This window comes from Thalassolituus marinus (assembly GCF_020320395.1).
Taxonomy (GTDB): Bacteria; Pseudomonadota; Gammaproteobacteria; order Pseudomonadales; family Oceanobacteraceae; genus Venatoribacter; species Venatoribacter marinus.
The window spans coordinates 67,571-86,541 of record NZ_JAEDAH010000013.1 but is presented as its reverse complement, the minus strand read 5'-3'; the positions used below and the strand labels follow the sequence as shown (position 1 = coordinate 86,541).

Annotated in this window: 15 protein-coding genes; 12 read left to right on the top strand and 3 right to left on the bottom strand. The window is 52.6% G+C overall.

Annotation, left to right across the window (positions count from 1 at the left end; all coding sequences use genetic code 11):
• Window position 1 precedes the first annotated feature (1 nt).
• From odhB to I9W95_RS03335, 6 genes are all read left to right on the top strand, one after another.
• The gene (odhB, locus tag I9W95_RS03360; protein WP_225671845.1) at window positions 2-1,219 is read left to right on the top strand and encodes a 2-oxoglutarate dehydrogenase complex dihydrolipoyllysine-residue succinyltransferase; all 1,218 of its coding nucleotides are present in this window, start codon (window positions 2-4) and stop codon (window positions 1,217-1,219) included.
• Between the two features lie 22 nt (window positions 1,220-1,241).
• Window positions 1,242-2,684: a dihydrolipoyl dehydrogenase gene (lpdA, locus tag I9W95_RS03355; RefSeq protein ID WP_225671844.1), complete on the top strand. Its 1,443-nt coding sequence runs from the start codon at window positions 1,242-1,244 to the stop codon at window positions 2,682-2,684.
• Between the two features lie 136 nt (window positions 2,685-2,820).
• A complete protein-coding gene (gene sucC, locus I9W95_RS03350; protein ID WP_225671842.1) occupies window positions 2,821-3,984 on the top strand; it encodes an ADP-forming succinate--CoA ligase subunit beta in 1,164 nt (387 codons plus the stop codon).
• A gap of 3 nt (window positions 3,985-3,987) precedes the next feature.
• Window positions 3,988-4,860 carry a succinate--CoA ligase subunit alpha gene (gene sucD / locus I9W95_RS03345; RefSeq protein ID WP_225671840.1) on the top strand — a complete coding sequence of 291 codons (873 nt, stop codon included), beginning with the start codon at window positions 3,988-3,990 and terminating at the stop codon, window positions 4,858-4,860.
• Window positions 4,861-5,003: 143 nt separating this feature from the next.
• Entirely contained in the window at window positions 5,004-5,588 is a 585-nt protein-coding gene (locus I9W95_RS03340) for a hypothetical protein (RefSeq protein ID WP_225671838.1), read from the top strand.
• A gap of 89 nt (window positions 5,589-5,677) precedes the next feature.
• Window positions 5,678-7,564 carry a propionyl-CoA synthetase gene (locus I9W95_RS03335; protein ID WP_225671836.1) on the top strand — a complete coding sequence of 629 codons (1,887 nt, stop codon included), beginning with the start codon at window positions 5,678-5,680 and terminating at the stop codon, window positions 7,562-7,564.
• 62 nt (window positions 7,565-7,626) lie between these two features.
• Here the strand turns inward: I9W95_RS03335 and I9W95_RS03330 are convergent, their stop codons facing one another.
• The 3 genes from I9W95_RS03330 to I9W95_RS03320 form a co-directional block, all read right to left on the bottom strand.
• Window positions 7,627-8,103, bottom strand: coding sequence for a flavodoxin family protein (locus I9W95_RS03330; RefSeq protein ID WP_225671834.1), 477 nt, complete (start codon window positions 8,101-8,103; stop codon window positions 7,627-7,629).
• Window positions 8,104-8,164: 61 nt separating this feature from the next.
• The gene (uspE, locus tag I9W95_RS03325; RefSeq protein ID WP_225671832.1) at window positions 8,165-9,085 is read right to left on the bottom strand and encodes a universal stress protein UspE; all 921 of its coding nucleotides are present in this window, start codon (window positions 9,083-9,085) and stop codon (window positions 8,165-8,167) included.
• Window positions 9,086-9,134: 49 nt separating this feature from the next.
• A complete protein-coding gene (locus I9W95_RS03320; RefSeq protein WP_225671830.1) occupies window positions 9,135-10,049 on the bottom strand; it encodes a LysR family transcriptional regulator in 915 nt (304 codons plus the stop codon).
• 119 nt (window positions 10,050-10,168) lie between these two features.
• Here I9W95_RS03320 and leuC point away from each other — a divergent pair, with 119 nt between their 5' ends.
• From leuC to truA, 6 genes are all read left to right on the top strand, one after another.
• Window positions 10,169-11,587 (top strand): 3-isopropylmalate dehydratase large subunit, encoded by a 1,419-nt coding sequence (gene leuC / locus I9W95_RS03315; RefSeq protein WP_225671828.1) that lies wholly within the window; start codon window positions 10,169-10,171, stop codon window positions 11,585-11,587.
• 12 nt (window positions 11,588-11,599) lie between these two features.
• Window positions 11,600-12,241 carry a 3-isopropylmalate dehydratase small subunit gene (gene leuD, locus I9W95_RS03310; RefSeq protein ID WP_225671826.1) on the top strand — a complete coding sequence of 214 codons (642 nt, stop codon included), beginning with the start codon at window positions 11,600-11,602 and terminating at the stop codon, window positions 12,239-12,241.
• Window positions 12,242-12,318: 77 nt separating this feature from the next.
• Window positions 12,319-13,404 (top strand): 3-isopropylmalate dehydrogenase, encoded by a 1,086-nt coding sequence (gene leuB / locus I9W95_RS03305; protein WP_225671824.1) that lies wholly within the window; start codon window positions 12,319-12,321, stop codon window positions 13,402-13,404.
• Window positions 13,405-13,407: 3 nt separating this feature from the next.
• Window positions 13,408-14,541 (top strand): aspartate-semialdehyde dehydrogenase, encoded by a 1,134-nt coding sequence (gene asd / locus I9W95_RS03300; RefSeq protein WP_225671822.1) that lies wholly within the window; start codon window positions 13,408-13,410, stop codon window positions 14,539-14,541.
• Between the two features lie 255 nt (window positions 14,542-14,796).
• Entirely contained in the window at window positions 14,797-18,021 is a 3,225-nt protein-coding gene (locus I9W95_RS03295; RefSeq protein ID WP_225671820.1) for a FimV/HubP family polar landmark protein, read from the top strand.
• A 104-nt stretch (window positions 18,022-18,125) separates the two neighbouring features.
• Window positions 18,126-18,947: a tRNA pseudouridine(38-40) synthase TruA gene (gene truA, locus I9W95_RS03290; protein ID WP_225671819.1), complete on the top strand. Its 822-nt coding sequence runs from the start codon at window positions 18,126-18,128 to the stop codon at window positions 18,945-18,947.
• Window positions 18,948-18,971: the final 24 nt, after the last annotated feature.

Sequence of the window (18,971 nt, the reverse complement as noted above, 5' to 3'; positions counted from 1 at the left end):
AATGAGCATCGAAATTAAAGCACCAACGTTTCCTGAATCCGTCGCAGACGGCACGGTAGCAACCTGGCACAAAAAACCAGGCGAGCCAGTGCAGCGTGATGAACTTCTGGTTGATATCGAAACCGATAAGGTTGTCCTGGAAGTGGTAGCTCCTGCAGACGGCACACTGAAGAATGTGCTGAAAGAAGAAGGTGACGTGGTACTGAGCGATGAAGTACTGGCCGTTTTCGAAGCGGGTGACGTATCGGCGGTTGCAGCACCTGCTGCGGCTGAAGCGCCAGCAGCCTCTGCATCAGATAACGCTGATGTGATCGCCAGCCCGGCAGCGAAGAAAATTGCTGATGAAAATGGTGTGGACGTGTCCTCTGTTGCGGCTACCGGCAAAGACGGTCGTGTAACCAAAGAAGATGTCGTTAACCACCTGAAAGGTGGTGCTAAGCCAGCGGCCGCACCAGCGCCAGCTGCTGCCCCAGCTCCGGCACCGGCCGCAGCGCCTGTTGCTGCGATTCCGGCTGGTGAGCGTATTGAAAAACGCGTTCCGATGACCCGACTGCGTGCCACTATCGCCAAGCGTCTGGTTGAAGCTCAGCAGAATGCAGCCATGCTGACTACGTACAACGAAGTCAACATGAAGCCTGTTATGGATCTGCGTAAAAAGTACAAAGACCAGTTTGAAAAAGCACATGGCGTGAAGATGGGCTTTATGTCTTTCTTCGTTAAGGCAGCTACTGAAGCTCTGAAGCGTTTCCCTGCGGTGAATGCTTCAATCGATGGCAACGATATGGTTTACCACGGCTATCAGGACGTAGGTGTTGCAGTATCAACCGATCGTGGTCTGGTTGTGCCGATTCTGCGTGATACCGATAGCATGAGCCTGGCTGAAATCGAGAGCACTATCGGTGACTTCGCCAAGCGTGGCCGTGAAGGTAAACTGGGTATTGAAGATATGCAGGGCGGTACCTTTACCATTACCAATGGTGGTATTTTTGGTTCCCTGATGTCGACTCCGATTCTGAATCCTCCTCAGACTGCTATTCTGGGTATGCACAAGATTCAGGAGCGTCCGATGGCGGTGAATGGTGAGGTTGTTATTCTGCCAATGATGTACCTGGCAGTGTCATACGATCACCGTATGATCGATGGTAAGGAAGCGGTACAGTTCCTGGTTACCATTAAAGAACTGCTGGAAGATCCAGCCCGTCTGCTGTTAGACATTTAATCCGGATAGTTAAGGAAAGAAGATGAGTAAGAAGTTTGATGTCGTCGTTATCGGTGGTGGTCCAGCCGGTTATGTCGCTGCTATCCGTTGTGCCCAGCTGGGCCTGTCCACGGCATGTGTCGATAAGTGGCTGAATAAAGAAGGTAAGGCAGTTTTTGGTGGTACCTGCCTTAACGTAGGTTGTATCCCTTCTAAGGCGTTGCTTGATACTTCTCATAAGTATGAAGAAGCCAAAGATAAAATGGGCCTGCACGGTATTTCAGTGGGCGATGTCAGCATCGACATCGCGACTATGCTGAAGCGTAAGGATCAGATTGTTAAAAACCTGACCATGGGTGTTGCCACGCTTTTTAAAGCAAATGGCGTGACAGGTCTGGAAGGTACGGCAAAGGTTCTGGCTGGTAAAAAGGTCGAATTTACAGCCCATGGCGGATCGAGTGAAATTATCGAAGCCGAGAACATCATTATTGCTACAGGCTCAGTGCCGGTGAATATTCCACCTGCACCTCTGACTGAAGGCGTAATCGTCGATTCAACCGGTGCTCTGGAATTCACAGAAGTTCCTAAGCGACTGGGTGTAATCGGTGCCGGTGTTATCGGTCTGGAGCTTGGTAGCGTCTGGGGCCGTCTGGGCGCTGAAGTTGTTGTTCTGGAAGCTCAGGATAAATTCCTGCACATGCTGGATCAGGCTGTGGCTAAAGAAGCACAGAAACTGTTCACCAAGCAGGGCATGGATATTCGTCTGGGTGCCCGTGTAACCGCAACGGAAGTAAAAGATGGTCAGGTGACTGTGACTTTCCAGGATGCCGAAGGCGAGAAACAGGAAGTCTTCGACAAACTGATTGTTGCTGTTGGTCGCCGCCCTTACACAGAAGGTTTGCTGGCAGCTGATGCCGGTGTGAATATGGATGAGCGTGGCTTTATTCATGTTGATGAAACCTGCCGTACCGATGCTCCGGGAATCTGGGCTGTTGGTGACGTGGTTCGCGGACCTATGCTCGCACACAAAGCGTCCGAAGAGGGTGTTATGGTGGCAGAGCGTATCGCTGGCCATAAAGCTCAGGTGAATTACGATGTGATTCCTTCTGTTATTTATACTCATCCGGAAATTGCTTCCGTGGGTAAAACAGAAGAGCAGATCAAAGCAGATGGCGAACCATACAATGTAGGTATGTTCCCATTCGCAGCAAATGGTCGTGCTATGGCATCTAACGATACCGATGGTTTTGTAAAAATCATCGCGCACGCTGAAACAGACCGTATTCTGGGTGCCAGTGTTATTGGCCCTAATGCGGGTGATCTGTGTCAGCAGGTTGTGGTTGCTATGGAATTCGGTTCCAGTGCTGAAGATATCGGTATGATGGTGTTCGCACACCCAACCGTGTCGGAGGCTGTGCATGAAGCAGCGCTGTCGGTGAACAACGCTGCGATTCACAAAGCGAATCGTAAGACCAAGAAAAAATAAGTTACTCTGGCCCGGAATTCCGGGCCATTGTTTATGGCCGTATGCTTCAGCTCAGGCTGTGTACGACACAATCGACATACGGTTGACTCAGGCTGTTGGGTCATCCCCAACAATATAAAGAGACAGGACGAAAGCGATGAACCTTCACGAATATCAGGGTAAACAGCTTTTTGCTCAGTATGGTCTGCCAGTATCCAAAGGTGTGGCGGCCAAAACTGCAGAAGAAGCTGCAGCAGCAGCGGACACCATTGGTGGTGACCGCTGGGTTGTAAAAGCACAGGTGCATGCCGGTGGTCGTGGTAAAGCAGGCGGCGTAAAGCTGGTTTCTTCCAAGGAAGAAATTAAAGCGTTTGCTGACCAGTGGCTGGGCAAAAACCTGGTGACCTATCAGACAGATGAAAATGGTCAGCCAGTAAGCCGTATTCTGGTGGAAAGCTGCACTGATATCGCAAGCGAACTGTATCTGGGCGCGGTAGTTGATCGCTCAACTCGTCGCGTTGTTTTCATGGCGTCTACTGAAGGCGGTGTGGAAATTGAAAAAGTGGCGGAAGAAACGCCCGAAAAAATTCTGAAAGCGACCATTGACCCGCTGACTGGCGCTCAGCCATATCAGGGCCGTGAGCTGGCTTTCAAACTGGGTTTGCAGGGCGATCAGATTAAACAGTTCACCAAGATCTTCATGGGTCTGGCTCAGCTGTTCGTTGAAAAGGATCTGGCGCTGATTGAAATCAACCCGCTGGTAATTAAAGAAGACGGTGATCTGCACTGTCTCGACGCTAAAATCGGCGTGGATGGCAACTCGGTATACCGTCACAAAGACCTGCAGGAAATGCACGATCCTTCTCAGGAAGATGCTCGTGAAGCAGAAGCTGCTGAATGGGATCTGAACTATGTCGCACTGGATGGCAACATCGGCTGCATGGTAAACGGTGCGGGTCTGGCCATGGGCACCATGGATATGGTTGCACTGCACGGCGGTTTCCCGGCTAACTTCCTCGACGTTGGTGGTGGCGCGACCAAAGAACGTGTTGCTCATGCGTTTAAACTGATTCTGTCTGACGAAAAAGTTAAGGCCGTCCTGGTTAACATCTTCGGTGGTATCGTTCGTTGCGACATGATTGCAGAAGGTATTATCGGCGCTGTTAAGGAAGTGGGTGTTAACGTTCCTGTGGTTGTTCGTCTTGAAGGTACTAACGCCGATCTGGGTAAAAAAGTACTGGGTGAATCCGGCCTCGACATCATCGCGGCTGAAAGCTTAACAGACGCTGCGGTTCAGGCAGTTAAGGCAGCGGGGAACTAAGTCATGTCCATTCTGATTAATAAAGACACCAAAGTTATCTGTCAGGGTTTTACTGGCGGTCAGGGTACTTTCCACTCTGAGCAGGCAATCGCCTACGGCACCAAAATGGTTGGTGGTGTAACGCCAGGTAAGGGCGGTACCGAGCATCTGGGTCTGCCAGTATTCAATACCGTAAAAGATGCGGTTGAAGCGACCGGCGCTGAAGCCTCCGTTATTTACGTACCGGCACCTTTCTGTAAGGATTCCATCCTGGAAGCAGCTAACGCTGGTATCAAACTGATCGTATGTATCACTGAGCACATTCCGGTTCTGGATATGCTTGAATGTAAGGTGAAATGCGACGAGCTGGGTGTACGCCTGATCGGTCCTAACTGCCCGGGTGTTATCACTCCGGGAGAATGTAAGATCGGTATTATGCCGGGCCACATTCACCTGCCGGGTAAAGTGGGCATCGTATCCCGTTCCGGTACTCTGACTTACGAAGCGGTTAAGCAGACTACTGACTACGGTTTCGGCCAGTCTACCTGTGTTGGTATTGGTGGTGACCCGATCCCGGGTTCTAACTTCATCGATATTCTGGAAATGTTCCAGAACGACCCACAGACTGAAGCCATCGTAATGATTGGTGAAATCGGTGGTACCGCAGAAGATGAAGCCGCTGCTTATATCAAAGCGAACGTGACTAAGCCTGTTGTGTCTTACATTGCTGGTGTTACTGCACCAAAAGGTAAGCGTATGGGTCACGCTGGTGCGATCATCTCTGGCGGTAAAGGTACTGCTGACGAGAAGTTTGCAGCTCTGGAAGACGCTGGTGTTAAAACCGTTCGCTCTCTGGCGCAAATCGGTGAAGCACTGAAAGAAGTAACTGGCTGGTAAGTTTTACCCGCTGATTGCTCTTTGAAAAACCCGCCTCGGCGGGTTTTTTTACGTCTGCTGATAGCCCTCAGCGCGGCCTGTACGGACCTGTTGCCGTTTATTGTCTGCCGCTACAGTACTGATAAAAAAATCAGGGCTGCTCCGTGAAAAATTATTCCAGCTGGATATCTGTTTGTTTGCTCGGCCTGTTGGCTGCTTCCGTTGCTACTTTCTGTGATGCAATTCATGTGGTTACAGGCACCCTCAGCTATCCGCAGCCGCTCTGGTTTGGTCAGGCGGCCTGGGTCTTTCCATTATTCTTTCTGGCCTTTGTGTCGATGGCTGTTGCCTATATTGCTCTTGCTAAGACGTTGGCTGGACCTCTCGGGCTTGAATTGAGTTCTTCCCCTGGCAGCTATCGCCAGATGGTGGAGGCGATTCTGACCTTTGCTTTCTGCTATCTGTTAAGCGGTTTTGGCAATGAAAGCCCGCAGTTCCTTGGCTGGGTCTTTTATGCAGGCTTTCTGTTTCGTCTGCTGTTTACCTATGAACGAGCTTTTCTGGCATTGCTGGCGCTGTTGCTTGCTGTGGGAGGAATGCTGGTCGAAGGAGGGCTTGGTGCCTTGTCGATGGTTGCCTACCGGGAACCTGAGATTTTCCACGTACCCTGGTGGTTGGGTGGTCTTTACGCTCATGGTGCCTTTGCGTTGCGTGAAGGCGTACGCGCGCTGGTACTGCGCAAGGATTAATCGACTTTCGTGGTATGACCCTTGGTCGAATAGTGCGGGTAACCCTGTTTCCCATATGGTGTATTTAATAAAAACAAAGGGGAGCTTGTATGAGTTACCAACATGAATATCAGGCCTCAATTGACCATCCTCAGGCTTTCTGGAAAAAGCAGGCGGACAAAATTCAATGGTTTAAAGAGCCGTCTCAGATTCTGGCAAAAGACGCCAATGGAATTGATCGCTGGTTTGTCGATGGTGAACTGAATACCGCTTATCTGGCACTGGATTATCACGTGCTTAATGGTCGCGGTGATCAGGTAGCCCTGATTTACGATTCCCCGGTTACTGGAAGCAAACGTACCTATACCTACAGTGAACTGACAGAAGCGGTTGCTCGCACTGCCGGTATGCTGGCGGCGCAGGGCGTTGAACAGGGCGACCGCGTTATTGTCTATATGCCAATGATTCCGGAAGCAGCTATCGCCATGCTGGCTTGTGCCCGTATCGGTGCAGTTCACTCCGTGGTCTTCGGCGGTTTCGCTCCACACGAACTCGCGGTGCGGATTGACGACGCAGAACCGAAAGTAATTATGACGGCCTCTTGCGGTATCGAAGTAGATCGTGTCATCGAATATAAGCCGATTCTGGATGCGGCCATTGATCTGGCTGCGCATAAGGTGGGCTGTTGTCTGATTTACCAGCGTGATACGAAGACCTGTGACCTGACATCCGGGCGTGATCTGGATTGGGCTGAAACGCTCAGGCATGCTCAGCCAGCGGATTGTGCGACAGTGAAAGCCACTGATCCACTGTATGTTCTTTACACCTCAGGAACCACTGGTAAACCAAAAGGCGTGGTGCGTGATAACGGTGGCCATGCAGTCGCGATGAAATACAGCATGGAAGTGGTGTATGACATGCAGGTTGGTGATGTGTTCTGGGCTGCATCCGATGTTGGCTGGGTCGTGGGTCATTCGTACATCGTCTATGCGCCGCTGATTGCCGGCTGTACTACCGTTTTCTATGAAGGTAAGCCGGTGCGTACGCCGGATGCTGGTTCATTCTGGCGAGTGTGTGAAGAGTACGGTGTCAAAGGTCTGTTTGCTGCTCCTACGGCGTTCCGAGCAATTCGTAAGGAAGATCCGGACTGTGCTCTGGCGAAGAAATACGATCTGAGCAAGCTGAAAACCGTATTTATGGCCGGTGAGCGTCTCGATCCACCGACCTATGACTGGGTGATTGAACATATCCAGCGTCCGGTAGTAGACCACTGGTGGCAAACGGAGACTGGCTGGGCCATTGCCGGTAACCACATGGGCCTGGAGCCTACCGCGGTTAAAGCGGGTTCTGTGACACGCCCATCACCGGGATACAACGTTCAGATTCTGGATTCTAAAGGTAAGCCGGTTGGCCGCAATGAGCAGGGCAGTATTGCCATTAAGCTGCCACTGCCTCCGGGTTGCTTGCCGACGATCTGGGGCAATCATGATCGCTTTGTCGCCGGCTATCTGGGCACATACGATGGCTACTACATCACCGGTGATGGTGGTTATCTGGATGATGATAACTATCTGTTCGTGCTGGGGCGTACTGATGACATCATCAACGTGGCTGGGCATCGTCTGTCGACCGGCGAGATGGAAGAAGTCGTCGCTGGGCACTCTGCGGTAGCCGAGTGTGCGGTGATTGGTCGTCACAGCGACCTGAAGGGTGAAGAACCTCTTGGGCTGGTGCTGCTGAAAGACGGTGTTGATGTCGATGAAGATACCCTGCGTCAGGAGCTGGTACAGCGGGTGCGCGATCAGATCGGTGCGGTAGCCAGTTTCCGCGATGCGGTCATTGTGCAGCGCCTGCCAAAAACGCGCTCCGGTAAAATTCTGCGTAAGGTGTTACGAAATATCGCCAATAACGAAGAGTACCAGACACCATCCACTATTGATGATCCGGCCTGCCTCGGCGAAATTGAGCAGACGCTGTCATCGAAAGGTTTACGCTAAGCGTGTAAGCCAGTAATAAAAAACGGGAGCACTTGCTCCCGTTTTTATTGATCGTGTGCTGGTCAGATAATGCCCTGATCCAGCGCCATGGCCATGGCAGTGGTCAGCTCGCCTGCGTGTGTCATAAAGTCTTCCTGCCAGTCTCCGCGCAGTACCAGTGGCTCCTGTACCCAGCGCCAGCGTAACCCCGTAGTAATGGTTTGTAATGCGCGACAGGTGCCGGTGCCGTCATGCCCGGCCCGTACAATCGCCGCACAGGGCAGTCCCTGTGTCTGTTCCAGGCAGGGGTAGTAAATACGGTCGAAGACGTCTTTCATCGCACCACTCATATAACCAAGGTTTTCCGGGGTCAGCAGAATGATGGCCTGGGCCTGCAGAATGTCCTGCGGGTGAGTATCGGCACAATTGCGAGTAATCAGGCGGGTCTGTTCACAGTTGGCATCTGCAAACGCCTGTTTACACTGAGTCAGCAGGCGCTGAAGGTTGTCGGATGGGGTGTGGGCAACAATCAGCAGAGTGCGTTGTTCGTAGGTGGTCATGGAGATTTATCAGAGCGCAATGGTATCTGCAGGGTAGCAGATACCATTCGGAGTGGCAGCGTCAGTCGGCGTCCGGGCGCACACCATCAGATGGTTTAATGACGATAACGTCACAGTTCACCTTGTCGACCAGCGATTCCGCCGTATTGCCAATCAGTACACCTGCCAGCCCTTCACGGCCAACGGTGCCAACGACGACCACATCCGCTTCAATGTCGTCGCAGATGCTGGCAACCACGCTATCGGCATCACCTTCGCCGATATGCACGTGGTCTGGCTGAATACTGAATTTCTTCGCCCAGCCTTCGCACGCTTCTTCGTGTTGTTCTGTAATGTATTTCTGTATGTCATCCGGTGCAGTGACTTCCGGCACCATGGCAAAAGCCACCGATACCAGTGGGTAAGAGTTAGCCAGATGCAGATCGGTTTCGAAGTGATCGGATAAGTGCTCGGCGTACGACAAAATGTTGTCATTAATCAGCTGATGGCCCTGATCTGAAGAGGTTGCATCAATGGCAGCCAGAACACGATTGTGCTGCCACGGACGGGCAGACTTAACCAGCATCACCGGCGCCGGGCAATGACGCATCAGGTTCCAGTCGGTGTGGGTGAAAATACGGTCCATGATGCCGTGTGGCTGAGTGCCTTTGATCACCAGGTCGTAGTCGTTGTGACGCATGGATTCCATCACTGCATCGTGCAGGTGTTTCTGCCAGTGAACTTCGCAGGACACCTTCAGTTCCCCGGTTTCGGGGGCAAGGCTGTTCAGCCACTGTTCGGCTTTATGCAGCAGTGCCTGTTTAATGCGCTCGCGGGTATCGGTATCCAGTGTGGAGCCGTCTTCGCAGTAGCTTTCGTAGGTGGACGTCATCAGTGTCAGGTCTGCGTCCAGTGAGGAGGCCAGCCAGATGGCACGGTCCAGTGCGATTTGCTCCGGGTGTTCATTGTCCAGAACAACCAGAATGTGATTGATGTCGAGCATGGCGGTCTCCCTGTTCCTGATGACGATAGCGATAACTTAACACTAGCGGTTATGCCTGTAATCCGGCTTGTTCTGCGTCAATGGCGGGTGAGTCCTTTTGCAGGATATCAATAAAGGCTCGTGCCGCATTGCTCAGGGTTCTGTGCTGCAGTCTTACCAGTCCCAGTTCCCGTGTCACCTCCGCCGCTGGCCAGTGCAGCGGGGTGAGCTGGTGGTCGAGCATGCTTTCCGGTAGCAGACTCCAGCCCATACCCACCGAAACCATCATCTTGATGGTTTCAAGGTAGTTGGTTGGCATGGGGGCCTGTAACGTCAGACCTGCCTGGCGGAATACCCGCTCAACCAGCTGAAAGGTGATGGTGTCCGGCTCCGGCAGAATAGCGGGCGCAGCTGACAGATCTTCCAGTGTCAGGGAGGCAGAGCGTTTCGCCAGGGGGTGGGCGTTACCGCAGACGCAGATCATGGTGTCGTTCCACAGGTGTTTTGTTTGCATGGCGTCCGGCATTGCCATATCAGCATCCAGTGTTGTCAGTGCCAGCTCGACCTGACGGGCTGCAATGGCCTGATAAGCACGTTCAGACCCCATAAAGGACAGATTGATATGTGCCTTCGGATAGCGTGCGGTGAACTCTCTGAGTACCGGTGGTAAGCGGTGTAAACCAATGTGATGACTTGTCGCCAGCGACAGTACGCCGGATACCTCGCCATCAAGGTTCATCAGCTGTAATTCTGTGTCGGCCACCAGATCCAGAATCTGTCGCGCCTTGGGCAGCAACGAGAAGCCAGCTTCTGTGAGGCTGATGGTGCGGTTATGGCGATCGAATAAGGCAGTATTCAACTGCGATTCCAGTTGCTGGATGCGTTTGCTGACTGCAGATTGTGTCAGGTGCAATTGCTCGGCAGCACTGGAGAACGACTGTTGTTCCGCTACAGCGAGAAATGCTCTGAGCCCTTGTGTATCCATTGGTATTCCTTTTTGGAATTCAAACTAGAAATAATATGAATTTGAGTTGTTTAACAGAAGGCGTATCCTTAGGCAACTGATTAAAGCTTGATAAGACCTGATAACGAGAGGAACTCCCCATGGCCGGGAAAACCCTGTACGACAAACTCTGGGAACAGCACGTTGTAAAAGAACGTGATGATGGCACTGCGTTAATTTATATCGATCGCCAGTTGCTGCACGAAGTAACGTCTCCACAGGCATTCGAAGGTCTGCGTATTGCAGGCCGTAAGCCGTGGCGTCTGGATGCCAACCTGGCAACGCCGGATCACAACGTACCAACCACATCCGTTGAGCGTGCCTCCGGTATCGCTGGTATCAAAGACCCGGTATCTCTGATTCAGGTGAAAACCCTGGACGAGAACTGCGACGATTTCGGCATCACCGAATTCAAGATGCAGGATAAGCGTCAGGGCATCGTACACGTTGTTGGTCCTGAGCAGGGGGCAACACTGCCAGGTATGACCGTTGTGTGTGGTGACTCCCACACCGCGACGCACGGTGCATTTGCTGCACTGGCGCACGGTATCGGTACCTCTGAGGTTGAGCACGTAATGGCTACTCAGTGTCTGATTCAGCGCAAAATGAAAAACCTGCTGATCCGTGTAGAAGGTGAGTTGGGTAAGGGTATTACCGGTAAAGACGTTGTCCTGCACATTATCGGTGTGATTGGTACTGCTGGTGGTAATGGTACTGCGATGGAATTTGGTGGTTCTGCTATCCGCTCGCTGAGCATGGAAGCCCGTATGACCATGTGTAACATGGCGATCGAAGCGGGTGCCCGTGTCGGTATGGTGGCATTCGATGAGAAGACCGCTGAATACGTTAAAGGCCGTCCATACGCACCGAAAGGCGAGCAGTGGGATATGGCACTGGCAGCATGGAAAGATCTGGTATCTGACGATGACGCCGTGTTCGACAAAGTGGTTGAGATTCGCGCCGAAGATATCAAGCCTCAGGTTACCTGGGGTACGTCTCCGGAAATGGTTACGACCATTGATGGCAGTGTACCGACACTGGACGATGCCAAAGACGATGTTGAGCGTTCTGCCTTTACTCGTGCGTACGAATACATGGGTCTGAAAGCCGGTCAGAAAATGACGGACATTCAGCTGGATCGCGTATTTATTGGTTCCTGCACCAACTCCCGTATTGAAGACCTGCGCGCTGCTGCGGAAGTCGCAAAAGGCCGTAAGGTTGCCGCTACCCTGAAACAGGCGCTGGTGGTGCCGGGTTCAGGTCTGGTGAAAGAGCAGGCGGAAGCCGAAGGTCTGGATAAGATCTTTGAAGAAGCTGGCTTTGAATGGCGTGAGCCGGGTTGCTCCATGTGTCTGGCGATGAATGCCGACAAACTGGGTAACGGCGAGCATTGTGCGTCTACGTCTAATCGTAACTTCGAAGGTCGTCAGGGTTACGGCGGTCGTACGCATCTGGTCAGCCCGGCAATGGCTGCAGCCGCTGCGATTGCTGGTCACTTCGTCGATGTACGCGAATTCTAACAGGAGCAGAACATGAAACCATTTACCGTACTCTCAGGTATCGTGGCTCCGATGGATCGCCCGAATATCGATACCGATATGATCATTCCTAAGCAGTTTCTGAAATCGATCAAGCGTTCTGGTTTTGGCCCGAACCTGTTTGACGAGCTGCGTTACCTGGATGAAGGCCAGCCGGACGCCGATAACTCCGGTCGTCCGCTGAACCCGGACTTCGTGCTGAATAAGCCACGCTATCAGGGCGCTTCTGTGCTGCTGGCACGTGAAAACTTTGGTTGTGGCTCCAGTCGTGAGCACGCGCCATGGGCGCTGGAAGACTTTGGTTTTCGAGCCATTATCGCGCCGAGCTACGCCGATATTTTCTTCAACAACAGCTTCAAGAATGGCCTGTTGCCAATCGTGCTGGATGAGAAAATCGTCGACGACCTGTTCAAAGCCGTGGCTGCGAATGAAGGTTATGAGCTGACCGTTGATCTGGCGGCTCAGGTTATTCGCACGCCGGAAGGCCAGGAAATTCCGTTCGAAGTAGATGCTTTCCGTAAGCACTGTCTGCTCAACGGTCTGGATGATATTGGTCTGACACTGCAGGACGCGGATGATATTCGTGCCTATGAAGAGAAGCGTCGTGCTTCTGCGCCGTGGTTGTTCGGCGCCTGATATTTACGGTCGTCGACGTTAAATAGAATTGATAAACGTCAGACGTCTTGCGTCTGACGTCTGACTTGGAAAACAAAATGTCTAAAAATATTCTGATTCTGCCGGGTGACGGTATTGGCCCGGAAATCGTTGCAGAAGCCGTTAAGGTTCTGAAACTGGCCAACGAAAAATTCTCCCTCGGCCTGGAGCTGGTGGACGGTCTGGTGGGTGGTTCCGCCTATGACGTTCACGGTACACCTCTGCCAGAAGAAACCATGGATAAAGCCCGTGCCGCCGACGCCATTCTGCTGGGTGCGGTGGGTGGTCCTAAATGGGATAACCTCGAAGATCGTGAACTGCGTCCGGAAAAGGGCCTGCTGGGTCTGCGTTCTGGTCTGGAACTGTTCGGCAACCTGCGTCCTGCCATCCTGTACCCACAGCTGGCGGATGCGTCTTCCCTGAAACCAGAAGTGGTTTCTGGTCTGGATATCCTCATCGTGCGTGAGCTGACTGGTGGTATTTACTTCGGCAAGCCACGTGGTATCCGTACTCTGGAAAACGGTGAGCGTGAAGGTTACAACACCTACGTTTACAGCGAGTCTGAAATCAAACGTATTGCTCACGTAGCGTTCCAGTCAGCGATGAAGCGCAACAAGAAACTGTGCTCTGTCGATAAAGCCAACGTACTGGAAGTAACCGTACTGTGGCGTGAAATCCTGGAAGAGGTGGGTAAAGAGTACCCAGAGGTTGAGCTGTCGCACATGTACGTTGATAACGCTGCGATGCAGCTGGTACGTGCACCTAAGCAGTTCGACGTGATGGTTACCGGCAACATGTTCGGTGATATTCTGTCTGACGCTGCAGCGATGCTGACTGGCTCCATTGGTATGCTGCCGTCTGCGTCTCTGGATAAAGACAACAAGGGTATGTATGAGCCATGCCACGGTTCTGCACCGGACATCGCTGGTCAGGGGATTGCTAACCCGCTGGCCACCATTCTGTCTGCATCCATGATGTTGCGCTACTCGCTGGGTGAAGTGGCAGCGGCAGATGCAATTGAAGTGGCAGTAAGCAAAGTGCTGGATAAGGGTCTGCGTACCGCAGACATTTTCTCTGCAGGCATGACTAAAGTAAGTACTGAAGAAATGGGTGAGGCGGTCGTCGCTGCCTTGCAAGAGGTTTAAGTTATGGCAATGCAAAAAGTAGGTCTGGTTGGCTGGCGCGGCATGGTCGGTTCCGTGCTGATGCAGCGTATGCAGGAAGAAAAAGACTTTGATCTGATCGAGCCGGTGTTTTTCACCACCTCTCAGAAAGGTCTGCCTGCTCCGCGGGTTTTGGATGGAAAGGGCGCCGGTAAAGATTGTGGCGTACTGGAAGATGCTTTTGATATCGATGCGCTGAAAGCTCAGGACGTTATCATCACCTGTCAGGGTGGCGATTACACCAAAGCCGTTTATCCGAAACTGCGCGAAGCTGGCTGGAACGGTTACTGGATTGATGCGGCATCTTCGCTGCGTATGGCGGATGATGCGATTATCGTGCTGGATCCGGTTAACCTGAATGTGATCAAAGACGGTATCGCCAACGGTGTGAAAACCTACGTTGGTGGTAACTGTACCGTGAGTCTGCTGTTGCTGGCTCTGGGCGGTCTGTTCGAGAAAGGTCTGGTGGAGTGGGTTGCTCCGATGACCTATCAGGCAGCATCTGGTGCGGGTGCGCAGAATATGCGTGAGCTGATCAGTCAGATGGGGGCCGTGCACGCTAACGTACAGGACAAACTGGCCGATCCGGCAAGCGCGATTCTGGATATCGATCGCCAGGTAGCAGACTTCATTCGCAGCGATGACATGCCAACTGCGCAGTTTGGCGCACCACTGGCGGGCAGTCTGATTCCTTACATCGACTCGCAACTGGAATCCGGTCAGAGTCGTGAAGAATGGAAGGCTCAGGTAGAAGCCAACAAAATCATGGGTCGCAGCGATGATCAGATCCCGGTTGATGGTATCTGTGTGCGTGTCGGCGCGATGCGTTGTCACTCTCAGGCGATCACCATGAAACTGAAGCAGGATCTGCCTGTCAGTGAGATCGAAGCGATTCTTGCCGCCCATAACGACTGGGTGAAGGTGATTCCTAATGAGCGTGAGGCGAGCATGCAGGAGCTGACTCCGGCTAAGGTAACCGGCACGCTGAGCATTCCGGTTGGTCGTATCCGTAAGCTGACCATGGGACCAGAGTATATCTCTGCGTTTACGGTCGGTGACCAGCTATTATGGGGGGCTGCAGAGCCTCTGCGACGTATGTTGCGCATCCTGCTCGGTTGAGCAGAGTTGTCGGAGAAACGGGGCTAAGGCCCCGTTTTTTCATACATTTTCTCTAAAATGTGATCTAACCCCTTATTTCGTATCGGATTTGTCTCTGACTCGGGCAGGCAAAACATTGCGTAAAGCTTTTTTATATTTGATACTTATGTCCGCTTATGAATGGAATCTATAAGTAAGCTGGGTTAGGAACATCTGGAAAATCGGTTTTCGATACTACACAGGCGAAGAATCGCCGAAGATAACAAGGAAGCACCAATGAAGCGCCTACTTGCGAACACCCTTATGCTGGCCGGAGGACTTACGGCCTCTAGTAATTTGCTGGCATTGGGTCTGGGAGAGCTGCAACTGAAGTCTGCTCTGAACCAGCCGCTGAGTGCAGAGATCGCACTGTTGGAATCTCAGGGCCTGTCGCAATGGGAAATCAAGCCTGCATTGGCGTCTGCGGCCGACTTCGAGCGCGCAGGGGTTGATCGTCTTTACTTCCTGACCAAATTAGATTTTAAAGTGGAAGGAAACCGCATTGTTGTTTCCTCCCGCGAGCCTGTAAATGAGCCGTTCCTCAATTTCCTGATTGAGCTTAACTGGCCTGCTGGTCGAGTGCTGCGTGAATATACCGTACTGCTGGATCCGCCAACTTTCGAAGAACAAAGCATTCAGCCTCTGGTCGCTACGCCTTATGGTGCCACGACAGAGACTGTTGCCATTCAGCCTCCTGCGCAGCCAGCGGTTGTAAACCGTTGGGAATCCGAACCGGCTGCCCCGGGTAGTTACAAGGTTCAGAAAGACGACACGCTTTGGGAAATCGCTCTTGCGACGCGCCCTGATCGTTCTGTCACTGCCCAGCAGATGATGCTGGCTATTCAGGCTGAAAACCCGAACGCTTTTATCGGCGGTAATATCAATCGCCTCAAAACTCATCAGGTTCTCTCCATTCCGGATGCCGATCGCGTCCGTGCTGTAGCCATGGGTACAGCAGTGCAGGAAGTTGAACGTCAGAACCGTGAGCTGAATTCCGCCGCGCAGATCGATGCTACTGGTCGCGCGGGTAAAAATGCTGTTGCTGGTACCGATCGCTCAGGTGGTGAAGTTCGCCTGGTTGCTCCGTCTTCTTCTGACGCAGAATCTGCGGGCGCCAGTGGCGATGTTGCTGCAACGCTGGGTTCTGGTCGTCAGCAGGCGCTGGAAAATGATCTGGCGATCGCTCTTGAAAATGTAGACAAGAGCCGTCGTGAGAATCAGGAATTGCGTCAACGCCTTGAGGCTCTGGAAGAACAGATCAATACGCTGCAACGACTGATCACGCTCAAAGATGATCAGTTGGCCAGTATGCAGGTTGAGCCTGCACAGACCGCTGAAGATACGGTCCAGCAGCCAGAGGCTGTTGTCGCTGAAACTGAGCAGTCAGTCGTTGAGACCGAGCAGGACGCAGCCGTCGAGTCTGAAGAGGCTGTAAACGAAGAAGCTCAGGCACCGGTTGACCAGGTTGCTGCCGGTACAGAAGAGGCGGCTGTTGATTTCAATTACGCTGGTGATGCAGAGCAGGCAGCAGAAGCCTCTGAGCCAGTGGCGGCAGAAGCTGAAGCGGCGAAGGCTGCAGAAAGTGCTGAAGAACGTCGTCAGCGTATTGCTGCTTTGATTGCTGAACAGGAAGAAGCTCGCCGTCCTGAGCCAACGCTGGTTGATCAGATGATGGCTCAGCCGCAGATTCCGCTCGCGGGTCTGGGTATTCTCGCCCTGATTGGTGCTCTGGTCGCTCGTATGCTGAAAAAGCGTAAAGAAGCGAAGGAAGAGCAGGAAGACGATCTGCTGGGCGAAGAACTGGCGTTTGCAGAAGGCGACGTTGATGCTGAGAGCCTGGAAGATCTTGATTTCGATGATGAGCTTGCAACCGGTGAGTTCGACGGTGAGCCTCTGGATGAGCTTGATCTTGGCTCTGATGAGGAAGAATCCGAAGAGCATTTTGAAACAATCGCGCAGACAGAAGACGTCATCAGTGAATCTGATATTTACATCGCATACGGTAAATTCGAGCAGGCCGTTGACCTGCTGACGGACGCGATTGCTAAAGAGCCAAGCCGTTCAGACCTGCGTCTGAAGTTGCTCGAAGTTTATGTTGAAATGGACGAATCTCAGTTGTTCGCAGCTGAAGAGGGCGAACTGCAGAAGCTGGGCGACCGTCAGGCATCTGAACAGGCTGAGATTATGCGCAATCGTCTGTCGTCTCCGTTAGCTCCACTGGCTGGCAGTGATGCGTCTGACATTGCAGATGGTGGTTTGTCTCTGGACGACGATATTCCATCTCTGGACGATGGTCTGGGCGATGAGTTTGCTGATGGAATCGACTTCGGCGATGCGCTCGATATGTCTGGCGACATGTCTGACGAGGCTGTTCTGGCCGAATCCGCTGAAGATGTTGAGCTGACGGCAGTTGATTCTGGTCTGGAAGAAGTTCCGACGCTGGATCTTGACGATGGCCTGGACTTCGACCTGTCTGAGGAAGCTCCGGTACTGGATGCACTGGATAGTGAAGAAGCTCCTCTGGTTGATGCACCGACAGAAGAAAATGATTCTCTGGATTTCGATCTGTCTGATTTCGATACACCTGCAGAGCAGGTTGTTGAGGAAGACATCCCGGCAGAGACAAATGAAGCCGCTGTTGCTGAAAGTGATGATGCACTGGAATTTGATCTGAGCAGCTTCGAAAGCCCGGTTGCAGAAGCCGATGACTCGGTTGTGGAGTTGGCAGCGGAAGATGTTGCTGAAGACGAAGCTCTGTCTCTCGACTTTGCTCTGGACTCGGATGATGCGGCTTCCGATCTGGAAGATCTGCTGGATGGTAAGACTGAAGGCGAAGAGCTGTCGGAACTGTCTTTCGATATGGAAGAAGAGACTGGCTTTGCAGCAGCGGAAGAAGATGACCTGCAGGCTCTTGAAGATGAGCTGACTGCGCTGTCAGGCGATGATGCTGTTGTTGCTGAGGAAGCACCGGTTGTTACCGAAGGTGGTTTTGATTTCTCTGCAGATATGGATGACCTGGATTCTGATCTGGGTGGTCTGGACGACGCGGATATTCCGCTTGCTGAAGAAACAGTCGCTGACGAAGCCTCAGCTTTTGATGTGGCTGACCTGGAAGAACTGGCTGGCGCTGATGAGGATCTGCTGGCACTGGACGATTCTGCAGAAACCGATGTCGATATTCCTCAGATTGATGAGGTTATCGAAGATCGCGTAGAACCAGTGGTGCCAGATGATCTGGATATTTCCACCGGTGAAATTGATCTTGATGAACTGGCTGCTGCGGAAGACGAGTTCGACTTCCTGGCAGGTACTGATGAATGTGCAACCAAGCTGGACCTGGCTCGTGCATACATAGATATGGAAGACGTTGATGGTGCTCGTGAACTGCTGCAGGAAGTGGTTCAGGAAGGTTCCGATCAGCAAAAAGCGGAAGCGCGTGAACTGATGGATAGTTTATCCTGACGTACCAGATCCGGTGTTGATCGCCGGATTTCGCTTAAGCGCTCAGGCCAGGCAGTGATGTCTGGCCTGATTGTTTTTAAACCCGGCAAAAAATTTTAGTGAACATGACTGAAACCCAACGCTATGCCGCTATCGTTGAATACAACGGAGCGCACTTTCACGGCTGGCAGAAGCAGAAGCATCATAACGAGCCTACGATTCAGGCGGCCATCGAAGCGGCCATATCGCGCGTGGCAGATCATCCGGTGGAGATTGTCTGTGCCGGAAGAACGGATGCCGGTGTGCACGCTACCCGTCAGGTGATTCACTTTGACAGCTCGGCACGGCGTAGCGAGTATGGCTGGTTGATGGGAATTAATACCAATCTGCCACATGGTGTGGCGTTGCAGTGGCTGGCACCGGTTGATGGTGAGTTTCATGCGCGCTTTCGTGCCCGCGCGCGCCGCTATCGCTATCTGATTAATAACTCGCCGTACAAGCAGGCGCTGCAGCATGATCAGCTGACCTGGTGGCGCTATCCGCTGGATGCCGACAAAATGCACGAGGCAGCGCAGGCTTTGCTGGGTGAGCACGATTTCTCTGCCTTCCGTGCCAAAGATTGTCAGGCTAAGTCGCCGGTCAAAACCATGCACCACATTCAGGTAAAACGCTGGGGTAATCTGATTATGCTGGAGCTGGAGGCCAGTGCGTTTCTGTACCACATGGTGCGCAATATCGTTGGTGTCCTGCTGCCAATCGGTGAGGGCAGTAAGCCCGTCAGCTGGATGGCCGAGGTGCTGGAAACCCGTGAGCGTAAACAGGCTGGTATCACTGCTCCCGGTGAAGGCCTGTACTTTGTCGGCGTGCGCTATCCTGAGGCCTTCGAACAGATTCCGTGCCAGCCGTACGGGCCTTTGCTGCTGGAGCCGGTGCTCGGGCAGGAATAAGCTGAAGCTGGCGGCCAGCCTTGG

Bases quoted from the DNA above. Each gene is read 5' to 3' on its own strand.
- truA (WP_225671819.1), top strand. From the start codon at position 18,126: ATGACTGAAACCCAACGCTATGCCGCTATCGTTGAATACAACGGAGCG.
- leuC (WP_225671828.1), top strand. From the start codon at position 10,169: ATGGCCGGGAAAACCCTGTACGACAAACTCTGGGAACAGCACGTTGTA.
- I9W95_RS03330 (WP_225671834.1), bottom strand. From the start codon at position 8,103: ATGACCACCTACGAACAACGCACTCTGCTGATTGTTGCCCACACCCCA.
- I9W95_RS03295 (WP_225671820.1), top strand. From the start codon at position 14,797: ATGAAGCGCCTACTTGCGAACACCCTTATGCTGGCCGGAGGACTTACG.
- asd (WP_225671822.1), top strand. From the start codon at position 13,408: ATGGCAATGCAAAAAGTAGGTCTGGTTGGCTGGCGCGGCATGGTCGGT.
- leuB (WP_225671824.1), top strand. From the start codon at position 12,319: ATGTCTAAAAATATTCTGATTCTGCCGGGTGACGGTATTGGCCCGGAA.
- leuD (WP_225671826.1), top strand. From the start codon at position 11,600: ATGAAACCATTTACCGTACTCTCAGGTATCGTGGCTCCGATGGATCGC.
- sucD (WP_225671840.1), top strand. From the start codon at position 3,988: ATGTCCATTCTGATTAATAAAGACACCAAAGTTATCTGTCAGGGTTTT.
- sucC (WP_225671842.1), top strand. From the start codon at position 2,821: ATGAACCTTCACGAATATCAGGGTAAACAGCTTTTTGCTCAGTATGGT.
- odhB (WP_225671845.1), top strand. From the start codon at position 2: ATGAGCATCGAAATTAAAGCACCAACGTTTCCTGAATCCGTCGCAGAC.
- uspE (WP_225671832.1), bottom strand. From the start codon at position 9,085: ATGCTCGACATCAATCACATTCTGGTTGTTCTGGACAATGAACACCCG.
- I9W95_RS03320 (WP_225671830.1), bottom strand. From the start codon at position 10,049: ATGGATACACAAGGGCTCAGAGCATTTCTCGCTGTAGCGGAACAACAG.
- lpdA (WP_225671844.1), top strand. From the start codon at position 1,242: ATGAGTAAGAAGTTTGATGTCGTCGTTATCGGTGGTGGTCCAGCCGGT.
- I9W95_RS03335 (WP_225671836.1), top strand. From the start codon at position 5,678: ATGAGTTACCAACATGAATATCAGGCCTCAATTGACCATCCTCAGGCT.